The sequence below is a fragment of the Muricaecibacterium torontonense genome (assembly GCF_004793925.1).
Classification (GTDB): domain Bacteria; phylum Actinomycetota; class Coriobacteriia; order Coriobacteriales; family Atopobiaceae; genus Leptogranulimonas; species Leptogranulimonas caecicola.
Genome location: NZ_SRYE01000005.1, coordinates 77,398 through 99,943, shown reverse-complemented (window position 1 = coordinate 99,943; position 22,546 = coordinate 77,398). Strand labels below are relative to the sequence as shown.

The following is a 22,546-nucleotide window of genomic DNA, read 5'->3' as shown; positions in this document are numbered from 1 at the left end:
TATTTTGTCCCTCTGGAAATGTTCTACGTTAGTTGCACAGAGGGGTTACTAACGCAGTCATCGTGTTGGTTGTATTAATGATGCATAAATGCAGCCCTTGCGTTTCTCCATGGAGCGACAAGCGGCGAGTCGCTTTGAGGCGTTGGACTAGCCTTGCGATGGTGGGTAGCATAGAAGCAGCGCATGACGTGGGATTATGCCGTGGGATAACGCTTGGGGGCCGGCATGCTTGTGACTAAAGATGACCTTGACTATGGGTCAAAGGTGCCGCTCTATAGGCAGCTGGCCGATGCCCTGAGCAAGGCGATTGAGGTTGGGCTGGCTGATGGAACGCTGCAGCCTGGCGATCCCCTACCTACTGAGATGGAGCTTTGTGAAGCGTTGGATTTGAGCCGCTCCACGGTGCGAAAAGCCTATAACGAGCTTATTGAGTGGAAAAGCGTGACTCGGCGGGCTGGTCAGGGAACGTTTGTAAAGAGACGCCGGATCCATCGAAGTTTTGAGGGCGCTCCGAGCTTTCATAGCGAGATGCGTGCTCTGGGCTATGAGCCTTCAAGCAAGATTCTTTCAATTAAAAAGGTGCGGCCTACCACGTTTCAGATGGCGGGATTGGGATTGTCGATACCTGAGCCTGTATGGGACATCGTGAGGGCAGATTATGCGGATGGTATTCCGCTGTGTGTCGCCAACGTGGCTGTGCCTGTGGAGCTGATGCCTGAGCTTGATAGCGAGACAGCGGGCAGGTCGTTCTACGAGATGTTCTCAGAGGCAATGGAAGATGCAGGCACATCACTGGAGCGGATTCATGAGGCTTACGGCGTTGCCTCTTTGCCAGAGTGGGTGGCTGAGGTATTGGGAATTGATGCCGGAGCGCCGTGCTTTAGGATTCAGCGGACTACCTATGATGCAGAAGGGCGTGCTTGGGAATCTGCCGTGAGGTATGAGACGGGTGAGAACACGCGCTTTGACATCGACATAAGGCCAGATGAAGTGAGCTATTCCCATAGGTATTAAGCGTCTCTTTGTAAGCCATTTGTATTTTGCTAGTCTTGTACTGATGCGGAGTTGTGTGGGGATCTTCATCCATACAAAGTGACAATATATCTGTGACTTACCAGCATATATGGGCATTGTAGTGGGCGTTTTCGCTGCGAGAGCGATAGCGCAAAGAGATACAAATCTAAGCATACAATTTGTATGCTATTAGCCCTAGTATGGGGGGGCATCAAAAGTAATGACTCCAATAAAGGAGATGCCCCCATGATTGTTGATTCTTCCATCGCTTGCAGCCTTGGCATGTCCTCCCCTGTCGCTCTCGCCGAAGTGGTTCATAAAGCTGCTGGGCAAGGTGCCTCGGAAGTGTGCCTTGTTCGTCACGCCACCAGCTGCACCGCCGCAGGAGCCAGTGCCTTGGCGAAGGCCTCCGCTTATGCACCTGCAGGCATGAAAGTGACTCGGGGCATTATGGTGGATGCCCAGGCGCATAGGATCGCTGAAGCCCAAAGGGCCATCGATGAGGCTCACGAAGCCGATGTCATAATGCTTTACGCGGACAAGATAATGGATGAAGAGGTAGCTGGAAGCTTCACTGTTGAGCACGATGCGGCAGAGGCTCAACAGCGCTACTACATGGAGCTTTGCGCCGTGGTAGATAGGCTGGAAGGTTGGGATGCTCTGGCTCTGGTGGATCTGGTGCGCCGCTACACTGCGCTGGTGCCTTTTGAGCAGATCAAGCCCTTTGTGGTTCAGATCCTGAAGAGCCTTATCTCTCACAACTGCGCACTTGCCATTGACGGATCTTGCGTGCGCTCTGGTCTGACTCGCGATAAGGCACTCTATGACATTTTGGCTCTCTATCGTGAGCTAGGTGGCTCTTTCATTACCCTGGGCAGCCTGGCCACAGAATCCTGGATGATTGGCCGTGGTGTGGATGAACTTGAAGCAATGCTTCAGGAGCTGGGTTTTGAAGGCGTCTATAGCTATCACGAGCACAAGGCAGTGTTCCACGGGTTTGCCAACGAGGGAGCTGTAGCAATGGCAAGCTAAGCGACTGCGACCGCGCTTACCTATTGACCCTTAATGGGTGCAGGAATGGTTGGCTCCTGTGCAAAACGCACCGCCCTATTTGCCACTTGTGGTGAATAGGGCGGCTTTTGTATATCGCTCGTTTAAACTGGATGAACCCAATGAGAGGGGAATAATAAATGAATGTACCAAGTGAAGCCAAGATAGATAGCAACAGTACTTCCAGGGATCATAGGAGAGTAAAAGCAGATCGTTCGATAACCTTGGAATCACTTCTTGCCAATAATGCGCAAAACACTTCTGAGCCATGTGATCCATGGCTTCAAACAACCATGACAGATGTAGAGCGCAAGGTCTGGCAGGACTAATAATCAATAAGGCCTCGAATTTGGAGTCCGAGGCTTTATTGGCTACAGCGAATTGCTGATGGAAAGATTAAGCGAGCTTGCTACTCCCCTAGAGATTCGCTTCTTGGAGGAACTGCTCGAGGCGGGCGTTGAACTGCTGGGGGTACTGATTGGCCATGAGATGGGCGCCGAGCACCTCGGTGGGCGTGTTGGGGCATAGAGTATTAAACCAGGGCACCGCTACGTCTGCCCAGTGCTCAGCGACGTACATGAGGGTGGGCAGGTTTTTATCGGCATCTTGAGCCTCAGGGCGGTAGTCAGAGAGGATGGCGTCGCAGAAGAGCTCGTGGCAGGTGGCTCGGGTGCAGCCGGCGCCAAGGCCCATGAAGTAGTCGTACTGCGCTTGGGTGAGCGGGCCTTGCCACATGACTTCCCGCAGGTATTCGTCCCAAAAACCGGCGGCAGCCTCGTCATTGGTGAGCACTTGGGTGCCTACGGCGCGGAGTTCGTCGGGGGTGCCCTCGGTCCAGGCGGAAGGATCGCTGTTCAACGGCAGCGGGCTCATGTCCACCGTCACCAGACCTGCCACCGCATCCCAGCCGGCTTGGCGCACAAAGCTCCAGGCCTCCAGATTTCCGCAGCTCCACCCCACCAGCACAGGCTTGTGAATGGACAGTTGGCGACAGAGCTCGATGAGGTCGGCACCGTGGGCCATGTAGTTGTTGCCTTCGGAACAGGTGGTGGAGTCACCCTGACCTCGGGGGTCTACCAGCACCACGCGATAACGATCCGAAAAGTGATCCAACTGGTGGCAAAAGACTGCGCCAGAAAAGGTGAGGCCGGGAATAAAGAGCAGGGTCTGGGCGTCTTTGGGGCCGGCATCCCAGACATTGAGGGAGACATTAGGGGCAACAGAAATTTTAGTGGGCGTGACGTCGGCAAACTTCATGGAACCTCCTGGGGATCCTGAGTGGGGACGGACGATCAGGCAGTGGTTGGGGTTGGGGTGGGCGGGTCCCTTAAAGTATAGGAATCTGCCGCAGCTATGTCTGTAGCTTTGCTCCCAACGCCAGCAAGTCAAAGAGTCTCGCGGCCGCCTGGGCTAATGTGCGCTGGCTTTGGGCCAGCGCCTCATCTAGATCCATGACATCGCCCACGCAGGGCACGACCACCTGGATACCCGGAATCTCCGGTGCATCAATGGCAGCACTGCCCACGAGGGCCACACAAGGCACCCGGAGCGTCTGACATACCGCTCCAATGCCGGCGCACACCTTGCCATGAGAGGTCTGAGCATCCAGATGCCCCTCGCCCGTGACTACCAGGTCTGCGGTGGCTGCGATCTCTTCAAAACCCACGAGTTGCAGCACCTGCTCTATGCCGCTTACCAGCTGGGCCCCGAGGCCTACCACACAGCCAAAGGCCAAGCCGCCGGCGGCACCAGCTCCGGGAAGCTCTCGGGCCTGCCGCCCTGCAGCCTCTTCAAGAGCGTCAGCATAGAATGCCATACCTCTCTCGAGGCGCTCCACCTCCGAGGGAGTTGCCCCTTTCTGAGGGCTAAATACTCGGGCACATCCCTGGAATCCCAGTAAAGGATTGTTTACATCACAGAGCACTTTTATGGGAGTATGAGCCAGTCGAGGATCGAGACCGGAGAGATCGATCCGAGCCACCTGCTCCAGGGAGCCACCGCCTCCCGACAGTGAGACTCCTTCCTTATCGGCAAAGGTTACGCCCAGGGCACTCAAAAGCCCCATGCCCCCATCATTAGTAGCCGAGCCGCCCACGGCCAAGGTGATCGCGTTCGCTCCGGCGTCCAGAGCAGCCTGAATGAGCTAGCCGGTGCCGTAGGTGGAGGCAGAGAGGATATCTTGCCTGCCTTCTACCAGCGGCAATCCCGAGGCGGCTGCCATCTCGATGATGGCCTCTAGGGGCTGAGGCGAGCCCGGATCATGAGACTGGAGCGAAGCTGGATCATAAGGGAGCGCGACCTTGGGACGCACCAGGCCAAAGGTCGCAAGAAGAGGGTCTCCCAAAGGACCGGAGACTTCCACCGTGACTTTGCGGCCGGCTAGGGCGTCCACCAGCGCGTCAACAGTGCCTTCGCCGCCATCAGCCACAGGCAGCACTCGGCACACGCAGCCGGGAAATCGGGCCTGAGCCGCTTTCTTCAACTCCCTCGCCACTTGGGTAGAGGAAAATGTGCCCTTGAAAGAATCTGGACACAGCACAAACACGGGAGGTGGAGCCATGGCTTTCACCCGGCCTTCGAGGTTTTGGCAGCGAGCACATAGCTACAGCTTACCGTTTCTGAAGAAAGGCGTCCCCTCACTTCCCAAACAGAAAGCCCACGGGAGAAGTGCAATCCCGTGGGCTTTGGGTTTCTCGGCAAGGAACGCCAAGGGCTGCGGCTCAGCGAATGGTTATCGCTACCCATGTGCCGCTTTCGCCTTGCGCGCTGGCGAGAGAGCTGGCGTTAAACCTGGGCGTCGGCGATGATCTTTTCAAAGTCATCCACCGTCATGGTGCCTTGGTCGCCCTCGGTGCGCTCGCGGACAGAGACGGTGCCCTCCTCCGCCTCTTTGTCGCCCACTACCAGCATGTAGGGCACCTTCTGCTCCTGAGCCTTGGCGATCTTGGCGCGCATGGGCTCGGAGTGGCTGTCTACCTCGATGCGGCCGCCTACCGCGCGCAGCTTCTTGGCGACGTCCTCGGCATAGTCTAAGTGGCGGTCGGCGATGGGGATTATCTCGGCTTGGACCGGAGCCAGCCAGAGAGGCAGGGCGCCGGCGTAGTTCTCGATGAGGATGCCCAAGAAGCGCTCGATGGAGCCAAAGATGGCGCGGTGGAGCATCCAGGGGCGCTCGACGGTGTTGTCTGCCGTGCGATAGGTGAGATCAAAACGCTCAGGCAGATTGAAGTCCACCTGGATGGTGGAGCACTGCCAGGTGCGGCCGATGGAGTCCTTAACCTTGACGTCGATCTTGGGGCCGTAGAAGGCGCCGTCGCCCTCGTTGATGTCGTAGGGGACGCCGCGCTTCTCCAGGGCCTCCTTGAGGAAGGACTCGGCCTTGTCCCACATCTCGTCAGTGCCGATGGAGTGAGCTGGGCGCGTGGAGATCTCGCACTCATAGGGCAGGTCGAAGGTGCCCATGATTTGATCTACCAAGCCCATGATGGACTCCACCTCGTCTACCACCTGATCCTCGCGACAGAAGACGTGGGCATCGTCTTGGGTAAAGCCGCGGGCGCGGAACAGGCCGTTGACCGCGCCGGAGAGCTCGTGGCGATAGACTGTGCCAAACTCGAAGTAGCGCAGGGGCAGGTCGCGATAGCTGTGGAGGTTGGAGCGATAGAGCAGCACGTGGCCGGGGCAGTTCATGGGCTTCACGCCAAACTCGGACAGACGAGGATCGTCGTCGGTGCCCTCGTTGACGTTGAAGAAGTACATGTTCTCTTTATAGAAGTCATAGTGGCCCGAGGTCTTCCACACGCCGGACTTGTAGACATGCGGGGTGATGACCTCCTCGTAGCCACGACGATAGAGCTCTTTGCGCAGCCACTCCTGCATGGTGCGCACCACGCGGGCGCCCTTGGGGAAGAACAGGGGCAGGCCGGGGCCCACCTCGTCCAACGTTTCGAAGATGCCCAGCTTGGGACCCAGAATGCGGTGATCGCGCTTCTTGGCCTCCTCCATCATATGGTTGTAGTCCTTGAGCTCCTTCTTGGTAGCGAACTCGACGCCGTAGACGCGCTGGAGCATCTCGTTGTTGGCGTCACCGCGCCAATAGGCGCCAGCCACCTTTTGGAGCTCGAAGGAGTCGGCAGGGATCTTGCCCGCACTTGCTACATGCGGCCCGCGGCACAGCTCCATGTGGTCACCGTGGCGATAGATGGTGACATCCTCCTCGGCAGGGATATCGTCGAGGAGCTCGAGCTTCAAGGGCTGGTCGGCAAAGATCTCCTGGGCTTGATCGCGAGAGACCACCTCGCGCACGAAGGGCTTATCCTCGCGGATAATGGCGCGCATCCGCTCCTCGATACGCTCAAAGTCGTTGGAAGAGATTTGATCAGGCGTCTGGAAGTCGTAGTAAAAACCATTCTCAACGTCAGGGCCAATGCCTAGGGCGACGTTGGAGAAGAGCTCGCTCACGGCCTCAGCCATGATGTGAGCGCAGGAATGACGAAGAATTGGCAGGACATCTGGGCTCTTGAGCGTGAGAATCTCTACCTGGTCGCCATCACGAAGGGGGCAGGCCAGATCCACCGGGACGCCGTTGACCTTAGCGGCCAGCGCAGCCTTTGCCAGACCGGCGCCAATGGAGGCAGCCAGATCTTGCGCGGCGGCGCCAACGGGCAACTCACGAGCGGAGCCGTCGGGCAGCTGTACAGAAATCTGATTGGACATGGGTACTTCTCCCTTAATCTCTCGGCCTCACAATGGCCGTTGGACGACGAAATAGGGCTTGCGCAGGCATACGTTGCCCCAAGCCCTGAGAAGACGGCGCTCACCGAACGGCTGCCTGTGCAGCCCTGCCGGGGCGCCTAGATAGTTTGAGTGAGCGTGAGCGAATGCACGCAGGCGACCACCAACCTGTGGCCCAGGTGCTTGTTCATGCCTTGCTGCATCGCTAACAACCCTCCCTGAAATGCCAGCCCTCTGCCGGCTCCCAGTCATGGTACCCCTCTTGGAAAAAGGATGTCGCGCTAAACCGCTTTTGTATTTGTGTGCCGAGGGGATGCGGGGTTTTGGCGCGGAGTACGGGGAGTTGATGCGGGATGCACAGGGAGTAGATGCGCACGCTTCATCGCGGGATTCGCATATGGCGGCGCAGTTGCATGCCCGAGCGCTCCAGTCTCGTATTTCGCAGCCTATGTGTGCTGGGGTTTTACAAAACCCCAGCTCACCAGCTGGCCGATATACGGGTTCGGAATCATTTCGCATGCATACGAAGCACGAAATGCGAATTGAGACCCACCGCACGTGCATATGGAGTGCGAGCTGCAAGCGCCAGACCTCCCCTGCACTCTCCAAGCAATCTGAAAATCCTCGCCACTCGCAATATGCCCTACCAACCCGCAATAAAAAAGCGACAGGACAGCCTAAACTGTCCTGCCGCCACACCTCACGCCTTTAAGCTGTGAGATCAAATCTAGGCAACGTGTATGAGCATGATGACGCAGAGGAATACCAACGCCACTACAAAGAAGCCCACTGCAATGAGCATGAGGATGCGAGCAGCGGTAAGCGCGCCGGCCACGCGGTCGTGAACATGGCTGGCTTCCTCGTAACGCTCCTGCTCGGCGGCGCAAATGCGCTTGGCCAGCTCCATCTTGGTCTTCACTGGGGCAGATATAGAAGTGGAAAAGAGATCGGCCGGCACACCCTTGACCATCCGGGCCGATCCTGCGCCAGCAGTCACTGCCAGCAAAAACGCTACCAACAGTGGTACCAAAACGCCGGTAAAGAGAGCCGTCATAAGCACGGCTTCCCAACCGGGAGCCAGAATGAGAATGGTGGGGACAGCAACCGCAAGTGCCACAATGGCAAGTACCGCAATACCAATGAGCAGACGGCTGGAGTAGGAAGCAATAGAGCGGCCACGCTGGTTCTCTGTGTCTACCGAGCGCACCGCAGTATCGATCAGGTAGGCAGCCAGCTCGTTCTCTAGTTCCTGAGGAGTGGTCTGAGCAGGTGGCAATACCTCCTCCACGGTGGCCATCTCCAGATCGTCATCCTGCGCCAATGTGTCATCAGAGGATTTCACCGGCGTAGCTCTCACCTTCTCAAGCTCTTCCTGAACACGACGTCCCACCTCATTGGGGTCGAGACGCTTATTATGTTTGTCTTGCTTGGCCATAGGGGCCTCCTTCGAATAAATCGTTCGAAGGGTTCCTACCCCCTTATTCAACTAAAGGCGCCACCGTCCACGTCCCACATCAATAACCATAGTTAAATGAAGGGACCAGCGGATGCAGTTGGAAGTCTCAAGCGCAATGAAGCGGTGGGGTGTAATGGAGCGACCATCAAGAAGCTCCAAGACTCTCGAGTCCTGAGACCGCTCCTAAGTCTTCCGAGCCCCAGATCATCCTCGGGTTCCCCGCTCATCGCGTTCCCAACACTTGCACTGCGCGCTAAACGCTGTCTTTCTCAGGAAAGCTGGGACAAAGGTCAGAGATAAAGCACTCGGAGCAGCGCGGCTTTTTGGCGCGGCAGAACTCTCGGCCAAAGTGGACCCACTGGTGGTTTATATAGAGCCATTGTTCCTGAGGATAAAGGCGCAAAAGAGCATCCTCGACCTTCTCGGGAGTCTTGGCAGCGGGGCCGCAGAACTTCAAGCGATGGGCGATTCTAAAGACGTGGGTATCCACCGCGATGCCTTGGGGATCGCGAAAGGCCTCGCACATCACACAGTTGGCCGTCTTTCTCCCCACCCCGGGAAGACGTTGGAGCTCGTCGATGTCGTGGGGCACGGAACCCCCATACTCTGCCACGCTCATCTGAGCCAAACCCTTGAGCTTGGTGGCCTTGGCGTGATAAAAGCCCAAAGGTCGGATGATCTCTTCTATCTCCTCTAGGGAAGCGGCTGCAAGATCTGCAGGCGTAGGAAAGCGCTCCCAGAGCGATGGGGTCACTTTGTTAACCGCCGCATCGGTGCACTGGGCCGAGAGCACTACAGACACCGTCAGCCTGAAGGGATCGTCGTAGTCTAGCGAGCAGGCGCCCTCTCCGTAATAGTCAAACATGCGATCCTCAATCTGGGCTGCACGCTGGCGTTTTTGGGCCATAAGTTCACGAGGCATAAAGAGCTCCTCTCTATGAAAAAGGCCCACTGCCAATGAGCGGGCCCTGCAAATACCGATTGTGGCCAGGCTGCTACTCGAGCTGCTTCTTGGCCAAGCCGTTACTGGATGCGAGTGCGGCAGTAGGGGCATACCTTCCAGTCTGCATTGAGCGGCCGATGGCAGGTGGGACATACGTTGCGCACCTGGGTGTTGCAGATGGGGCACACAATGAAGTCGCGATCGATGGGCGTACCGCACTTGGGGCAGATGCCATAGTGAGACAGCTGATGCTCACGGAGCGCGATATCCAGGTCTTGTTCCTCGCGATCCACCAAGTAGGAGCTGGGACGCAAGATCACATAGGCCAGAAGGCCTACGATGGGCACCACCGAGATAATGGCCCACAGCCACCAAGGCTCCGCCCCACGACGCTGAGCATCGCGAATCACGTAGACGATGGAGAGCATGTAGAGCATTACCACGCACGCCAGCATGAGGTAAAGCACCATGCGCACCTCAGGCGTAATAAGTTGATCCAGCAATTCTCGCATGAACTGGCTCCTTTTAGTCCAATTAGAGCGCGAAGGTAGGCAGGCGCACCGCCAAGTATCATATCCCGACAGATAGCCATCGCTGCTCATTGTACCGAAAGCCTCAGGTCCTCAGGCCATCGTCACCGTCATTCCACGGCCGCCGCAGTGACGATTTAGTAAGTTTCCCTTCAGCTGCCGAGAAGCCCTTCCCCCGCCACCTGATCGCCCCTCACGCCAAGGCGTGTCCGAGCGCACGCAAGCGTGCCCGAACGTGCTTCGAAGCTCACTTTTCATTTCCTGCCGAGAAGTGCCGCCACCTCTCCTGCCAGCGTAATGGAGCCCGTGGCCACCAAAGCGGTCCCCCAGGTAGCTTCAAGCGCCTGGGCCACAGAGGGATAGACCCCTGCCACAGGAGCGCCTGCTTCCAAGAAGAGGGCTGCCAGCTTTGAAGCTTCCAGCGCACGAGGAGATGAGGTCTGGCATACATAGACCTGAGGAAATTCTGGCCCTAAAAGACGGGCGATCCCGGAGCAGTCCTTATCGGCAAGGACGGCACAGAGAAGTGCGGGGCGATCCTTCACCTGAGGCGCCAAACGGCGCAGCCCGTCAAGGAAGACGGCTATGGATTGGGGGTTATGTGCCGCATCGACCAGCAGCAGAGGATCGCTTCTAAGCACATCGAAGCGGCCAGGCGTGGGGCAGCGGGCCACAGAAGCTGCTAGGCCCTCGGGGTGGAGGGGGCGGCCCAGGTAGTTTTCTGCCACAAGGGCAGCGCAGGCGATGTTTTGTGCCTGGTAGTAGGGTTTTTGAGCGGCCAGGTCGCGGTAGGTAGACCGAGGAGTCACCAGGTCGAATACCAGCGCGTCGGCCAAAGACGCGGGCTCCTGACGGATCGTGAAGTAGCCCTTGGGAAGCGCGGCCTCTTGTGGGAGCAAGGCTTTCTCAAGGCGCACAGCCTCGTTGGGAAGCGAGGGCTGGTCGGAAGGCGTTGCGGAGGGCGTTGACGCCTCAGGGAGCGCAACGGCTTCAAGACAGGCTGACTGATCGGGTTGTTGGCCCGTCTCTACAAAACGGTCCCAGGCATCCGAGGTCAGCTGGCGTACCAGCTGAGGAACAACCCCCTGCTCCTTGCAGCGGCCCAAAAGCACCTGGGCCACCTCGGGCGTTTGGGTGCCCGTGCCAAGGACACAGGACTGGCCGGCCTTGATGATGGCGGCCTTCTCGGCAGCAATTTGGCCCAGGGTATCTCCCAGGATATGGGTGTGATCCAGTCCGATGCCGGTCACGGCACTCACTTGAGGATGGGTGGCCGTGGTGGCATCCCAGCGGCCGCCAAGACCCACCTCAAGCACTGCCACATCTATCTCTGCCAGGGCAAAGGCCACACAGGCGGCAACGGTAAGGGTATCGAACTCAGTGACGTCGTAGGGTCGAAGATCCCGGATGATGCGGCGACTGTTGACGCGCCTGCCCGCCTCGACGGCGGCAGCGATGGAGAGGCCAAAGGCATCGGGAACGATGGGAGCGCCGTCAACCTCCATGCGTTCGGTGTAGGACACAAGCTCAGGCGAGGTGTAAAGGCCGCAGCGCAGCCCCTCTCCCCCTAGAACAGCAGCAGTGTAGCGCGACGTTGAGGTCTTGCCGTTGGTGCCGGCGATCTGGACGATGTCAAAGTAGGCGTCGGGGCGGCCAAGCTCATCCAACATTTCCTCAACGGTCTCCAGCATGGGGCAAATACCCAGTCGCAGAATGTGGGCCAGATGGTCCAGTGCTTCGGAGTAGCTCATGGGCACAAAGTCGAAGGGGATGCGATAGGGATAGCTCAAAGTGCCTACATGAGTCATGAATGCTCCTTTTGACGCCAGCCGCACAGATCGGGCGAAGCGCTGATGATTCTGTGTAAAGGAATATCGGTAGTCTCTAGGATATTTGATAAGGCTACCTGTTGGCATTTATAGCCAATACCCAGTGTTGTGACCGTTGGATTAAGCGTGGCTAGGAAGCGATCGTAATAGCCGCCTCCATAGCCTAGCCGGCCCATAGTCTGAGGATCTAGCCCCACTGCCGGCACGATGACCAGAAGCGTTGCAGGATCGAGTGCCACAGGGTCTACCAAAAGGCACTGGGAGGGATTTGGCTCTCCCATTCCAAAGGGGTGAGGGATGAGACGAGAGCGCCAACCGGGTTCTATCTGATACCACTTAAGCATTTTGTCCGAGGTACAGGCTGGCAATAGCACCTGTTTGCCTAATTCCAAGGCTTTATTGAGCAACTGGTTGCATGATATCTCCGAACCCATGGCCGCATAACCGCAGACAGTCGCGGCCCTTTCCCACTGGGGCCATCTCTGCACCCGCTCATTGACGAAGTGCTCCTCGGCGGCGCGCTCGGCTGCAGATAGAGCGTTGCGCCTAGCCAAAAGCTCCGAGCGTAGCATAGCTTTCTTTGCAGCGCGCCACTCGCTTGTTGGAAGGTCCGAAGCCTCAGATCTATGTGGAAAATTCGCAAAAGATGTCATGACACAGATGATAGGACGCCCGCGGCCAAGAGTCGACAGTACAAGCTCACAGTCCTCAACCCTTTGCATCTGCCGATAAGAAATAAGCCCCAACGCCTGGGCGCTAGGGCTTATCGGCAGCTAATGATGGCAGTAATTACACAAGCGCCATCGCCAGGCACAGCAAGAATAAGGGGCGGCGCAACCACCCTCTCTAGGGGTTGTGCGCTACTCCTCTACGCCATCCAGGCGCTTGTAGAGAGTGATGAACTCAGTGGCCATGATGCGCACGGTCTCGGTGCCTGCCATCTGATCCTCAGCATGCAGGAGGATGAGGGGGGCGTCGGGCTCGCGCTCGCCGGCGGCGTCGGCCTGGAGCAGTTTGAGGTGTACGTCGTGGCCCTCGGCGAAGGCCTTGTCGCCCTCAGCTATGAGATTGGCGGCCTCTTCAAAGTTTCCCTCGCGCGCCTTGGTCATAGCGTTCACAAAGCAGGACTTGGCGGTGCCTACATAGCTGATGATCTCGAAGCAAGTGAGTTGAAGCTCATTCATATCTTCCATGGTGCAGCAGATCTCCTCATCGGGTTGCAACGGGACGGATATAAAACGCAGGGATAGCTCCTAGATCTCGGCCAGGGCAGCATCCAGGATCTTGGGGGCGTTCATGCGACCGTAGTCCACCATCGCGATGACCTCGACGGGCTTGGCGCCATCCACGGCCTTCTCGAAGTCGCCCTTGGCATAGCCAATCTGGGGGCCCAAAAGCAGGATGTCGGCGGAGTCGATGTTCTCCATGGCCTCGGCCATGGGACGGGCCTCGATCTCGACGTCCAGGCCGCGATTCTTGGCCTCAGCTTGCATCTTCTGCACGAGTAGAGAGGTGGACATACCGGCGTTGCACACAAGCATGATCTTCTTCATTGAGGTCTCCTTAGGGATGGGAGGCATCCGCCTCCGGGTCTTGGGCCAAGGCCTGGGCTCGCAAGCCTTGGGATGTGCCTTGTTTGCGGTGCACGGGGCTCACGACGCGCAAGTCCTGAGCACCCTGATTTTTCTGGGGTCAAAAAGCTTTTTCTAAAATGCCTGAGCAACCTCGTAATTAAAGGTGCTCCTAGAGAGCCGCTCGCAAGGCGATTCCCCTAGGGGAAACGGCGACCGGACACCGTTTCCCCTTCCCTAGGAGCACGGGGTGGGAGGCGTGCTACAGAAGTTCCGGGCGAACCTTTGAAAATGCCGCAGGAAAACTCAGGGTAGCGTGTTAAGCAACAGCTCTTAGGCGGCGTCTTGCATCTCCATCTGCTTGGCAGTGGCGCGCTCGGAGATGTGCATGAAGGGAAGCCACACTGCCATGCCGATGGCGATCTCGATGACCTGCCACACGCCGGCACGCCAGTCAAAGCCGGTGGAGAAGAGGGCGGAGAGCACGGGAGGCGTGGTCCAGGGAGCCTGCACGACGCAGGGGGCGATCCAGCCGATGCAGGTGAGGCCGTAGGTGGCGGCGATGAAGATATCGGGCAGGATGACGAAGGGCACCATCAGCGGGATGTTGTAGACGATGGGATAACCGTAGATAACAGGCTCGTTGATGTTAAAGAGGCCAGGCAGGATGGAGAGCTTGGCAATGTCGCGGGAGGCCTTGTTCTTGGAGAACAGGAAGGTGTCCAGAAGAAGCATGAAGGTGCAACCGGAGCCGCCGATCAAGGCGAAGGAGTTGACGATCTGCATGTTCATGTAGTGGTCGGCAGGGATGACCTGGCCAGCCTGATACATGGCCATATTCTCGACGATGAGGACGGTCAAGATGGGCTCGGCGAGCACGCCGGAGATGGTGGACTGGTGGATGCCGAGGCAGAAGAGCAGGTTGGCGACGGTGTAGATGACGATGACGGCTAGAGGGCCTGCGTTCATGACGCCCTTCAGAGGAGCGGCGACGCACTCGGAGATGAGGGTCATGAGGTTGGTGTTGAAGATACCGTTGAGCAGGGCAGCCACAAGACCAAAGATGGAGAGGCTCAAAAGCAGAGGGATGAGCACGTTGAAGGACTTGCCCACCGCGGGAGGAATGCCCTCGCCCAGGTTGATCTTGAGCTTCTCGACGCTGGAGATCTTGATGAAGACGGTGGTGGCCACAAGACCCACGATGATGGCGGCGAACAGGCCGTTAGCACCGGTGTTGCTGGTGGAGATCATGCCGGAGACGCTGGTCTCGAAGGTGGTGTCCTCAGCCATGTTGAGGGTGGCGGCGAGGTCTGCAGCCTCGAGGGTCTCGACCCCTGCGGCCACCTCACCGGAGCTGGTGGCATAGGTCAGGTTGGCCACGGTGGTGGTCACCGTTTGCGGGAACATGATGACTAAGCAGCAGATAGACACTACCAAGCAGGCGATGGCGTTGCCAAAGCGCTTGTTGTTGGCCAGGCAGTAGCCAATGGTGCCGCACAGAAGGATGGCGGCGAAGCTCAAGGTACCTTGGGTGATGGCGTTTCCCCAATATTGAGCAGCCGCCAACTCGGCAGAGCCGTCAGCTAAAAAGAGGGGGAAGACCACGTTGTTAATTAATACTGCAATGCCAGCCAAAATATAGATTGGCATGATGGTGGCGAAGCCGTCGCGCAAAGAGCGCAGATGCACTTGGTTGCCCACCTTGGCAGATACCTCGGCAAATTTATCGAGGAATGACTGCCCGCTTTCGTTAGCCATGGATTCTCCTTCTCTCTACGTTTTAAAAACCCAACCTTTGGTCCGGGTGTTGCCAAAGGCCTAAGAGCCAAACTGTGATGTGCTACGAAATCACGTGAGTGGCTGCTACCTCGTGGAGCCAGGCGGCAGACTTCTTGGGAATTCGCTGGTAGCCTTCCATAAGGTCTACCTCGATGAAGCCATAGCGGTTTTTGAAGGCGTTGTTCCAGGACCAGTTGTCGATGGCGCCCCAGTAGTGATAGCCCACGCAATGAGCGCCGTCTTCGATGGCTTTGGCGATCCAGGTGAGGTGCTGGCGCACAAAGTCGATGCGGTAGTCATCCTGGATTTGGCCGGCCTCATCGCGATTCTTGTACTCACCCTCGATGCCCATGCCGTTCTCAGAGACAAACCACTCCAGGTCCGGGTAATCGCGGGCAGCGGTCATGCCAAAGTCGTAGATGCCCTTGGGGTAGACTTCCCAGCCGCGGCTCTCATTCATGACGGCGTCAGGCCAGACATACTTGTCTGCAAAGACCGGACAACCAGCCTCGTCTACGTCGCGGGAAGGCGCCTGCACGCGAGTGGGCTGATAGTAGTTGCAGCCCAGCCAGTCCACCGTGCCGCGGGCCAAGATCTCATCATCGCCCGGGCGAATGGGGAGCACGCAGCCGCGCTCAGCCAGAGTCTCTACCACGTCTTGGGGAAGCTGGCCCTTGGTTACCAGGTCGAGCCACCAACGATTGTTGATGCCGTCGATCATGCGCACCGCCTCGAGGTCTGCCTCAGAGGGGTTCTCCTTGGTATAGGGAGGCATGAAAGCGTTGATAAGGCCGATTCGAGCATCAGGAAGCATGAGACCAGCAGATTGTGCCTCGCGGAAGGCCTGCACGCCTTTGGCATGGGCAATGGAGATGTTGTATTGGACGGTGCGGGCGCGATTGAAGTTCTTGATGAAGGGCCACCAGTTGCCCTCCTGGTAGCGTTGCTCAGGCTCTACCGTAGGCTCATTGAAGGTGAACCAGCAGCGGACCTCCTGGCCAAACTCGGCGAAGGCCTTGCGCGCATAGTTCTCGTAAGCATCCACCACCTCGCGGTTCTCCCAGCCGCCGCGACGGAACAGGTAAGTGGGCATATCAAAGTGGTAGAGGTTTACGAACATCTCGATACCAGCGGCTTTGGCGGCGGCAAATAGACGGTGGTACCACTCGGCGCCTGCAGGATTGATCTCGCCGTTCTCATCTAAGAAGCGGCTCCATTGGATGGAGGTGCGCACCGAGTCGAGCCCCAGTGTCTCTTTATAGAGCTTGAGATCGCCCTCATACATGGTCATGAAATCATTGCCCACGTACGAGCCCACCTTGTTGTAAAAGTCATCGATGTTCTCGATGGACCAGGTGTCCCAGAGATTCTCCAATTTGCCGTCTTCGGCCCATCGACCCTCAGTTTGAGGGCCCGAAAAAGCGGCACCCAAAAAGAAGTCTTGAGGCAGGGTGGGGTTGCTCATGCGTACTCCTTGGCGTTGGTAAGGCAGGCTCGCGATACTGCACCCGAGGCAAGCAGACAGGACTACCACTTGCAGAAATAAGTGCACTACCTGCGCTTATTGGTGATTGCATCTATAGGGATTGATATTCATATCGTTCTTATTATAGATGCGTCCCGTTTCTTGGTTTGTATTGTAGCGCTCTAATTGTTTGCATAGCGATCTCACAGCTCGATTTCTATGGAGCTTCCCGGCGAGCGGTCTCATATCCCCTATAAACGGTATCCATACTCAATTTGTAAGGAACGCGCTCTAATTTCTCATCTATCCTATGATGTAAACGACTGACCGCTATTTATCGAGGTCAAGGTGATGAACCATGTCTAAATACGAAGACATTGCCACAGATATTCAAGGATCTATTTTGGATGGCAGCCTTAAAGCCGGAGACCGCCTTCCCACCGTAGTAGAGCTCTGCGACCTTTATGGTGTGAGCAAAATCACTGTGCGCAAAGCCATCGACATCTTGGCAGAGCAAGGCTTGGTTTCTAGCCGTCGAGGCTCTGGCACCTATGTGAAGACCACGCCAGAAGCTTTGGGTGTAGAAAGTGACCTACATGCTGGTGACGTCCTCTACACCGGTCGCTCAGATCGATCTGTGGGATTTACCAACGAATACGCGCTTCAAGATAAAAAAGTCAGCTCTGACATCATTGAGTTTTCCATTGTCGTGCCCCCGGAGCAAATCGCCCAACGCCTAGATATGGGACCCGATGATTTCGCCTATCACGACATTCGCGTGCGTCGTCTAGACGACATTCCCATCGTGGTGGAGAACACCTACATGCCTTTGGAGCTCATTCCCGGCCTCAAACGCCATCACTTGGAAGGCTCTATCTATCGCTATCTTACTCAGGATCTAGGATTGCACCTTTCCAGCTTTCACCGGATCATCCGTGCTGTACCCGCCACTCTCGAAGAAGCCCAGTGGCTTGAGACTGAAGAAGGCTCTCCCCTCTTAGAGATCGAACAGATTGGCTTTGTGGATACCGGCCTGCCATTTGAGTATTCAATTTCGCGTAATGTGGGATCGCGCGCCGAGCTGCATAACATCAACATCACTTAGGGCGGCGATACAGTGGGAGTAATGCAACTGGGGTTGAATGTTCCTTGCCGATGCCAAACGCATGACGGTAGGGCTTTTGCCCTTGTGCTCCCTCTAAATTGTTACTGCATACGCTACATTATTTTGTAGCGTATGCAGTAACTTTATACCTTACAATTTTAATAATGCTTCATTAGCTACATAATGATGTAGCTAATGAAGCATTTATTCTGAGGCGAGCAGACCCTTGATCCGGACCCAGGCTTTAACGAAACCCAAACTCAAACTAAGGGAAATGCATCTACTCCCTACTGTTCCAGTGCTGCAACGCCCAGGGCCAAGCATCCCAAGATGCCCTGATCACCATTGCACCCAGCAGGCACGATATAGCTGTCCACAGCTTTTACCTGTGGAGTCGAGATATAGTTGTTAAGCAGCTCGGTGAACTTGTTGCGCACCAGATCAAAGAGTTGCTCTTGCTTCATGACGCCGCCGCCCAAGATGATGCGCTCGGGAGAATAGACCATCACGTAGTCCACCAAAGCCTCAGCGATATAGTCACTCTCAAGCTCCCAGACTTCGGCCTTATCGGCAAGCTCAAAGCCTTTGGCGCCCCAGCGCTGCTCGATGGAGGGGCCAGAAGCCAGGCCCTCGAAACAGGAGTCGTGGTAGGCGCACACAGAGGCGCCGGTATCGTAGGAGCGCTTGCGCAAAAGAATATGGCCGGCCTCGGGGTGAAGCATGCCATGGAGCAGCTTGCCGCCTGCAAGTACGCCTGCGCCAATGCCGGTGCCAATGGTGATGTAGACCACGGTGTCGAGACCCTTGGCAATGCCGTAGGTAGCTTCGCCAAGGCAAGCAGCGTTGACGTCGGTGTCGTAGCCCACCGGCACATCAAGGGCAGAGAGGCCGCCCAAAAAGTCGTAGTGGCGCCAGGCAGTCTTGGGGGTCTCCAGGATCCAGCCATAGGTGTCGGAGTTAGGATCAACGCCGGTGGGACCAAAGGCGCCTACGCCCAATGCGTCGATGGAGCGCTCAGAAAACCACTGGACAATAGCAGGGACCGTGATAGCAGGGTCTTTGGTAGGAATCTCCTCACGTTCGAGGATCATGCCCTCAGGGGTTGCCACAGCCATCACCATCTTTGTGCCGCCAGCCTCAAGGCAGCCAATGCGAAGGGTGCTTTTCTCGGTCATAGGGTCTCCATTCCTAGGCGGTTCGCAGAGCATCGCTCTCTACGTGTCACGGGGGTTTGAGGCGGCTGCAGATGCGCCCGTGATATTTGGGAGCGCGTTGCTTAGTAGTTTATAACGATACAATTTGCACGGGGCAGTATAAATCCTGTAGATGCCCTGAACGGTATTGGCAGTACCACGAATCACAGAAGTCGCTGGTGAGGGGCTCGAGCTGCCTTGGGATCAACGGCCTGCAGGCCCCTCAAGAGCAAAGTTGGCGAGCCTTAGACATCCAGTTGCCAGCAGCGGATGGCGGCCTTAGGGGCGCTCGCCTGCACCGAATAGCTGCGCGGGTAATAGCGGCTGGAAAAAACCTGGGCGCCTCCGTTGCAAAAGACCTCCACAGAAGAGGCGTCCCCCAGGATGCGCAGGGAGGTGAGAGCGGGGGCGGCGAGTCGGCGCTCACCGCGACCCCCTCCCAAAGACTCGGCTAGCCGATCCTCAAAACTCACCACGATCTCATGGGAGGTCTGGTCGTAAGAGACGGTGAGACCACCAGCCACAGTCACCGAGCATTGGGAATCAACGATGCGCGCTATCTCCAGGTCAAAGCAGGGCACGCCGCTGACCTGCAGGCTCCCGTCTCCCAGCCAGAGCGAGCTGCGATAGTCATAGAGCTCGCGCACCGGGCGCTGGAATACCTGGGCGCCATCGGTGACCACCTCGCGGGGCACCGTGAAGCAGTGCTGCCAGCCACAGGAGACGGTGGGATTGCGGTGTTGGGGACAGTCGGGCATGCCCATCCATCCAATGAGGATGCACCGGCCGTCTTGGGCCATGAAAGTTTGGGGCGCGTAGAAATCGAACCCACCGTCCCAGAGATGAAACCGACCCAGCTCATAGGCGCCTACCAAAGACCCTGCAAAGGCCATGTAGCCACTGGGATACACATTGGAGCCTGCCTCAGGGCCCTCCAGCCCTTGGGGGCTTACCGACAGCAGGTTGAGCGGCTCTTTTTGGGGACAGCGGTTCTCGGCACTGGTAGCAGAGGTGGTTCCCAAGCCGAGAAAATCCGGGCATTCCCACATGTAACCCATGGGCTCTGGGGAGACGATCTGGTTTTCCAAGCGCCAGCGGGTGAGGTCCTCCGAGCCAAAGACCAGAAGCTCGCCTCTGTCATGGGCACGATCTAGGCCCTTGGCGCGGGCGCCCAGCAGCATGAGGTAGGCAGGGCCTTGAGCGTAGGGGCTGGCAAAGACCTTGGGGTCGCGCACATGGCAGGTGAGGTGAGCCGGGTAGTCAGCGGGAGTCAAGAGCAGCTGCTTGGGGCCAAAGTGAGAGCCATCGTCACTGGTAGCCAACAAGACATTGGCGTCTCGACCGCTCGTCACGTAATCAAAGGCAACCTCGTGAGACGCATGCTTGACGTTGCCTGTGTAAAAGGCCCAAATTCGACCGTCGTGGACCTGCGCCGAGCCAGAGTAGACACCCTGGGCATCATAAGGGGTGTCAGGAGACAGCACCACCCCATCTGGCTCCCATCGCACCAGATCGCGACTGGTGGCATGGCCCCAATGCTTGAGACCTCCGTCTACCTGGTCAGGAGAGTTTTGGAAGTAGGCATGAAAGGTGCCGTCCTTTTGGCAGAGGCCGTTGGGATCGTTGAGCCAACCTGCCTGAGGCATGAGATGAAAGCGCTGTGCCCAAGGGCCGTGAGTGCGCGTGGCGGTGGGAGTCGGTGAGGTTTGAAGCAGCATGGGTGCGCCTTATCCTTTGCGAGCGAGGTCCATGACAGAGCTCTTGCCGGGCTCCACAGAATCCATAATCTCGCGGCATTCCACTTCGAAGTCGTCGGCGTTGGAGACGATCATCATGGTGGTAGTGGGGTAGCCTTCCTGGCGCAGAGCAGCAAAGTCCACGTCCAGCAGCAGGTCGCCGGCAGCTACGCGTTGACCCTCTGTGACGCGCTTGGAGAAGCCGCGGCCAGCCATCTTGACGGTGTCCACACCTACGTGGATGAGGATCTCGGCACCAGAGTCGCTGGTGATGCCCACGGCATGTCCCGTATCAAAGACTGTGGTGACCACACCGCCGCAGGGAGCCACCACTGCCGAGCGATCGATCTCGCCAGGCTCGATAGCCACCGTGGGTCCCAAGATTTGGGCGGCAAAGGTGGGGTCGGGAATCTCTTGGGCAGCGATGGGTGAGCCCGCCAGAGGGGCCACCAGGGTTTCTGCGGCAAGCATCTGAGGAGCGACATCCAACTGAGAGGCGGCAGCTGGCTCAGGGGAGCTCTTCTCGGCAGCAGGGGCGGCTTTGGCAGCCTGGGGCTCATCGGCATAGAGCATGAAGGAGAGGCCAAAGGCCACGGCAGTGGTGACAGCGAACATAATGATGTACTGCAAAGGCATGTTGAGGCAGAGCAGGATGCCAAAGAGGCCGGTGACGCCCGTGCCTGCTGCGGCAAGGCCGGTGAGCGAGCAGATGAGGGCGCCTACCGCGCCTCCGATGCATCCAGCCACAAAGACCTTGAAGTAGCGGAGGTTCACGCCAAAGATGGCCGGCTCGGTGATGCCCATGATCCCGGAGAGGGCGGCGGGGAACGCCAGGCCGCGGACCTTGGGGTTCTTGGTCTTGACGGAGACAGCCAGGCAGGCAGCCGCTTGGCCGATGTTTGCGGCGCTGGCAATGGGCAGCCAGTAGGTGACGCCGTAGGAAGCCAGCTGTCCCAGGTCGATGGCGGTGTACATCTGATGCAGGCCGGTAACCACCGTAGGCGCGTAGAAGCCGCCCACCACCAGGGCGCCCAGGCCAAAGGGCAGCGTAATGAGCCACTGGACGGCGCCCAGCACCGCGTTTTCAAGCACTACAAAGAGGGGCCCCACAAAGCCCAGAGTAAGGTAGGCGCTCACAAAGACGGAGACCAGAGGGGTCACAAAGAGGTCGATGGCCTCGGGAACCACCTTGTGCAAGCGCTTTTCGAGGAAGGCCAGGATGGCACAGGCGATGACAATGGGAATCACGTGGCCTTGATAGCCCATCCAGTCCACCGAAATGAGACCAAAGAGCATGGATTGTTGAGGCACCGCACCCTGAGCTGAGAGCTCGGCAAGATTGTAGGCGCTCTCCAGGCTGGGATGGATCATCAGGGCGCCCATGACTGCGCCGAGGAAGGGGTTGGCGCCAAAGGCTTTGGCAGCCGAGAATCCAATGAGCACCTGTAAGAAGGTGAATGCGGTGGAAGATACCAGATTTGCCACCACGTAGAACTCGTTGGTGGTGTCCAGCTGAATGAAGCCGTTGGCCGCCATGAAGTTCACCGTGCTCATGATGCCCAAAAGCAAGCCGGAGGCCACGATGGCCGGGATGATGGGCACAAAGACGTCGCCCAAGAGCTTGATGCCGCGCATGATGGGATTTTGCTTGGCAGCAGCAGCCTCTTTGGCCTCGGCTTTGGAGACGCCGGTAATGCCGCCGGCAGTCACAAACTCATCGTAGACCTTGTTTACCGTGCCAGTGCCAAAGATGATCTGCAGCTGGCCCTGAGCTTCGAATACGCCTTTGACGCCCTCGACGTCCTCGATGGCTTCCTTGTTCACCTTCGAGTTGTCGGCGATGACCAGACGCAGACGGGTGGCGCAATGAGCGGCCGACGCCACATTGGCGGGCCCTCCCACAAGCTCCAACACCTCTTTGGCGGATTTGGCGTAGTCCATACCCAATCCTTTCTCTCTTAGGACAGCCCCCGATGCTGCCCTGTCTCTTGATTAGGTACTGTAAACGTTTTCATACTTTACAACGGAAAATAGCCTTCTTTTTCCCTTCCTGTCCCGCCAACGGTAGCAATTAAGGGATAAATGGTGGACACCTTGCACGGGCCCTTTGTCCTTCGACTCCTCCTGCGCCAAGGATCTCC

At 57.6% G+C, this 22,546-nt stretch carries 17 protein-coding genes and 1 pseudogene; 3 read left to right on the top strand and 15 right to left on the bottom strand.

Going from position 1 to position 22,546, the window contains the following annotated elements:
• Positions 1 to 231: 231 nt before the first annotated feature.
• Together E5334_RS07990 and E5334_RS07985 are read left to right on the top strand one after the other, a co-directional pair.
• A complete protein-coding gene (locus tag E5334_RS07990) occupies positions 232 to 1,014 on the top strand; it encodes a GntR family transcriptional regulator (RefSeq protein WP_167604355.1) in 783 nt (260 codons plus the stop codon).
• Between the two features lie 246 nt (positions 1,015 to 1,260).
• On the top strand, positions 1,261 to 2,046 hold the full coding sequence (locus E5334_RS07985; RefSeq protein WP_136013066.1) for a PHP domain-containing protein: 786 nt from the start codon (positions 1,261 to 1,263) through the stop codon (positions 2,044 to 2,046).
• A 435-nt stretch (positions 2,047 to 2,481) separates the two neighbouring features.
• Here the strand turns inward: E5334_RS07985 and E5334_RS07980 are convergent, their stop codons facing one another.
• The 12 genes and pseudogenes from E5334_RS07980 to E5334_RS07920 form a co-directional block, all read right to left on the bottom strand.
• Positions 2,482 to 3,321, bottom strand: a complete 840-nt coding sequence (locus E5334_RS07980) for an alpha/beta fold hydrolase (RefSeq protein ID WP_136013065.1) — start codon at positions 3,319 to 3,321, stop codon at positions 2,482 to 2,484.
• A gap of 94 nt (positions 3,322 to 3,415) precedes the next feature.
• Positions 3,416 to 4,624: pseudogene (locus E5334_RS08850) on the bottom strand (glycerate kinase family protein).
• A 224-nt stretch (positions 4,625 to 4,848) separates the two neighbouring features.
• Entirely contained in the window at positions 4,849 to 6,780 is a 1,932-nt protein-coding gene (thrS, locus tag E5334_RS07965; protein WP_275438993.1) for a threonine--tRNA ligase, read from the bottom strand.
• A gap of 745 nt (positions 6,781 to 7,525) precedes the next feature.
• Positions 7,526 to 8,233 (bottom strand): hypothetical protein, encoded by a 708-nt coding sequence (locus E5334_RS07960; RefSeq protein ID WP_136013062.1) that lies wholly within the window; start codon positions 8,231 to 8,233, stop codon positions 7,526 to 7,528.
• A 274-nt stretch (positions 8,234 to 8,507) separates the two neighbouring features.
• The gene (nth, locus tag E5334_RS07955; RefSeq protein ID WP_136013061.1) at positions 8,508 to 9,176 is read right to left on the bottom strand and encodes an endonuclease III; all 669 of its coding nucleotides are present in this window, start codon (positions 9,174 to 9,176) and stop codon (positions 8,508 to 8,510) included.
• 101 nt (positions 9,177 to 9,277) lie between these two features.
• Positions 9,278 to 9,709 carry a zinc ribbon domain-containing protein gene (locus tag E5334_RS07950; protein WP_136013060.1) on the bottom strand — a complete coding sequence of 144 codons (432 nt, stop codon included), beginning with the start codon at positions 9,707 to 9,709 and terminating at the stop codon, positions 9,278 to 9,280.
• A 272-nt stretch (positions 9,710 to 9,981) separates the two neighbouring features.
• Entirely contained in the window at positions 9,982 to 11,535 is a 1,554-nt protein-coding gene (locus E5334_RS07945) for a bifunctional folylpolyglutamate synthase/dihydrofolate synthase (RefSeq protein ID WP_136013059.1), read from the bottom strand.
• The gene (locus tag E5334_RS07940; protein ID WP_167604353.1) at positions 11,532 to 12,128 is read right to left on the bottom strand and encodes a 5-formyltetrahydrofolate cyclo-ligase; all 597 of its coding nucleotides are present in this window, start codon (positions 12,126 to 12,128) and stop codon (positions 11,532 to 11,534) included. The genes E5334_RS07945 and E5334_RS07940 overlap by 4 nt, the downstream gene beginning before the upstream one ends.
• Before the next feature lie 288 nt (positions 12,129 to 12,416).
• Positions 12,417 to 12,749, bottom strand: coding sequence for a PTS sugar transporter subunit IIA (locus tag E5334_RS07935; protein WP_265591347.1), 333 nt, complete (start codon positions 12,747 to 12,749; stop codon positions 12,417 to 12,419).
• A 60-nt stretch (positions 12,750 to 12,809) separates the two neighbouring features.
• Positions 12,810 to 13,109, bottom strand: a complete 300-nt coding sequence (locus E5334_RS07930) for a PTS sugar transporter subunit IIB (RefSeq protein WP_136013057.1) — start codon at positions 13,107 to 13,109, stop codon at positions 12,810 to 12,812.
• A gap of 351 nt (positions 13,110 to 13,460) precedes the next feature.
• Positions 13,461 to 14,885, bottom strand: a complete 1,425-nt coding sequence (locus E5334_RS07925; RefSeq protein WP_136013056.1) for a PTS sugar transporter subunit IIC — start codon at positions 14,883 to 14,885, stop codon at positions 13,461 to 13,463.
• Positions 14,886 to 14,967: 82 nt separating this feature from the next.
• Positions 14,968 to 16,371 (bottom strand): glycoside hydrolase family 1 protein, encoded by a 1,404-nt coding sequence (locus tag E5334_RS07920; protein ID WP_136013055.1) that lies wholly within the window; start codon positions 16,369 to 16,371, stop codon positions 14,968 to 14,970.
• A 358-nt stretch (positions 16,372 to 16,729) separates the two neighbouring features.
• On the opposite strand from E5334_RS07920, the gene E5334_RS07915 reads away from it, so the two are divergent.
• Positions 16,730 to 17,476, top strand: a complete 747-nt coding sequence (locus E5334_RS07915) for a GntR family transcriptional regulator (RefSeq protein ID WP_136013054.1) — start codon at positions 16,730 to 16,732, stop codon at positions 17,474 to 17,476.
• Positions 17,477 to 17,763: 287 nt separating this feature from the next.
• Here the strand turns inward: E5334_RS07915 and E5334_RS07910 are convergent, their stop codons facing one another.
• From E5334_RS07910 to E5334_RS07900, 3 genes are all read right to left on the bottom strand, one after another.
• On the bottom strand, positions 17,764 to 18,651 hold the full coding sequence (locus E5334_RS07910; protein WP_136013053.1) for an ROK family protein: 888 nt from the start codon (positions 18,649 to 18,651) through the stop codon (positions 17,764 to 17,766).
• Between the two features lie 263 nt (positions 18,652 to 18,914).
• On the bottom strand, positions 18,915 to 20,387 hold the full coding sequence (locus tag E5334_RS07905; protein ID WP_136013052.1) for a glycoside hydrolase family 32 protein: 1,473 nt from the start codon (positions 20,385 to 20,387) through the stop codon (positions 18,915 to 18,917).
• Between the two features lie 9 nt (positions 20,388 to 20,396).
• The gene (locus E5334_RS07900; protein ID WP_136013051.1) at positions 20,397 to 22,346 is read right to left on the bottom strand and encodes a PTS sucrose transporter subunit IIABC; all 1,950 of its coding nucleotides are present in this window, start codon (positions 22,344 to 22,346) and stop codon (positions 20,397 to 20,399) included.
• Between the last annotated feature and the right edge of the window lie 200 nt (positions 22,347 to 22,546).

Bases quoted from the DNA above. Each gene is read 5' to 3' on its own strand.
- E5334_RS07960 (WP_136013062.1), bottom strand. From the start codon at position 8,233: ATGGCCAAGCAAGACAAACATAATAAGCGTCTCGACCCCAATGAGGTG.
- E5334_RS07930 (WP_136013057.1), bottom strand. From the start codon at position 13,109: ATGAAGAAGATCATGCTTGTGTGCAACGCCGGTATGTCCACCTCTCTA.
- E5334_RS07900 (WP_136013051.1), bottom strand. From the start codon at position 22,346: ATGGACTACGCCAAATCCGCCAAAGAGGTGTTGGAGCTTGTGGGAGGG.
- E5334_RS07945 (WP_136013059.1), bottom strand. From the start codon at position 11,535: ATGACTCATGTAGGCACTTTGAGCTATCCCTATCGCATCCCCTTCGAC.
- E5334_RS07925 (WP_136013056.1), bottom strand. From the start codon at position 14,885: ATGGCTAACGAAAGCGGGCAGTCATTCCTCGATAAATTTGCCGAGGTA.
- E5334_RS07985 (WP_136013066.1), top strand. From the start codon at position 1,261: ATGATTGTTGATTCTTCCATCGCTTGCAGCCTTGGCATGTCCTCCCCT.
- E5334_RS07980 (WP_136013065.1), bottom strand. From the start codon at position 3,321: ATGAAGTTTGCCGACGTCACGCCCACTAAAATTTCTGTTGCCCCTAAT.
- thrS (WP_275438993.1), bottom strand. From the start codon at position 6,780: ATGTCCAATCAGATTTCTGTACAGCTGCCCGACGGCTCCGCTCGTGAG.
- E5334_RS07950 (WP_136013060.1), bottom strand. From the start codon at position 9,709: ATGCGAGAATTGCTGGATCAACTTATTACGCCTGAGGTGCGCATGGTG.
- E5334_RS07920 (WP_136013055.1), bottom strand. From the start codon at position 16,371: ATGAGCAACCCCACCCTGCCTCAAGACTTCTTTTTGGGTGCCGCTTTT.
- E5334_RS07935 (WP_265591347.1), bottom strand. From the start codon at position 12,749: ATGGAAGATATGAATGAGCTTCAACTCACTTGCTTCGAGATCATCAGC.
- E5334_RS07905 (WP_136013052.1), bottom strand. From the start codon at position 20,387: ATGCTGCTTCAAACCTCACCGACTCCCACCGCCACGCGCACTCACGGC.
- E5334_RS07915 (WP_136013054.1), top strand. From the start codon at position 16,730: ATGTCTAAATACGAAGACATTGCCACAGATATTCAAGGATCTATTTTG.
- E5334_RS07910 (WP_136013053.1), bottom strand. From the start codon at position 18,651: ATGACCGAGAAAAGCACCCTTCGCATTGGCTGCCTTGAGGCTGGCGGC.
- nth (WP_136013061.1), bottom strand. From the start codon at position 9,176: ATGCCTCGTGAACTTATGGCCCAAAAACGCCAGCGTGCAGCCCAGATT.
- E5334_RS07940 (WP_167604353.1), bottom strand. From the start codon at position 12,128: ATGCTACGCTCGGAGCTTTTGGCTAGGCGCAACGCTCTATCTGCAGCC.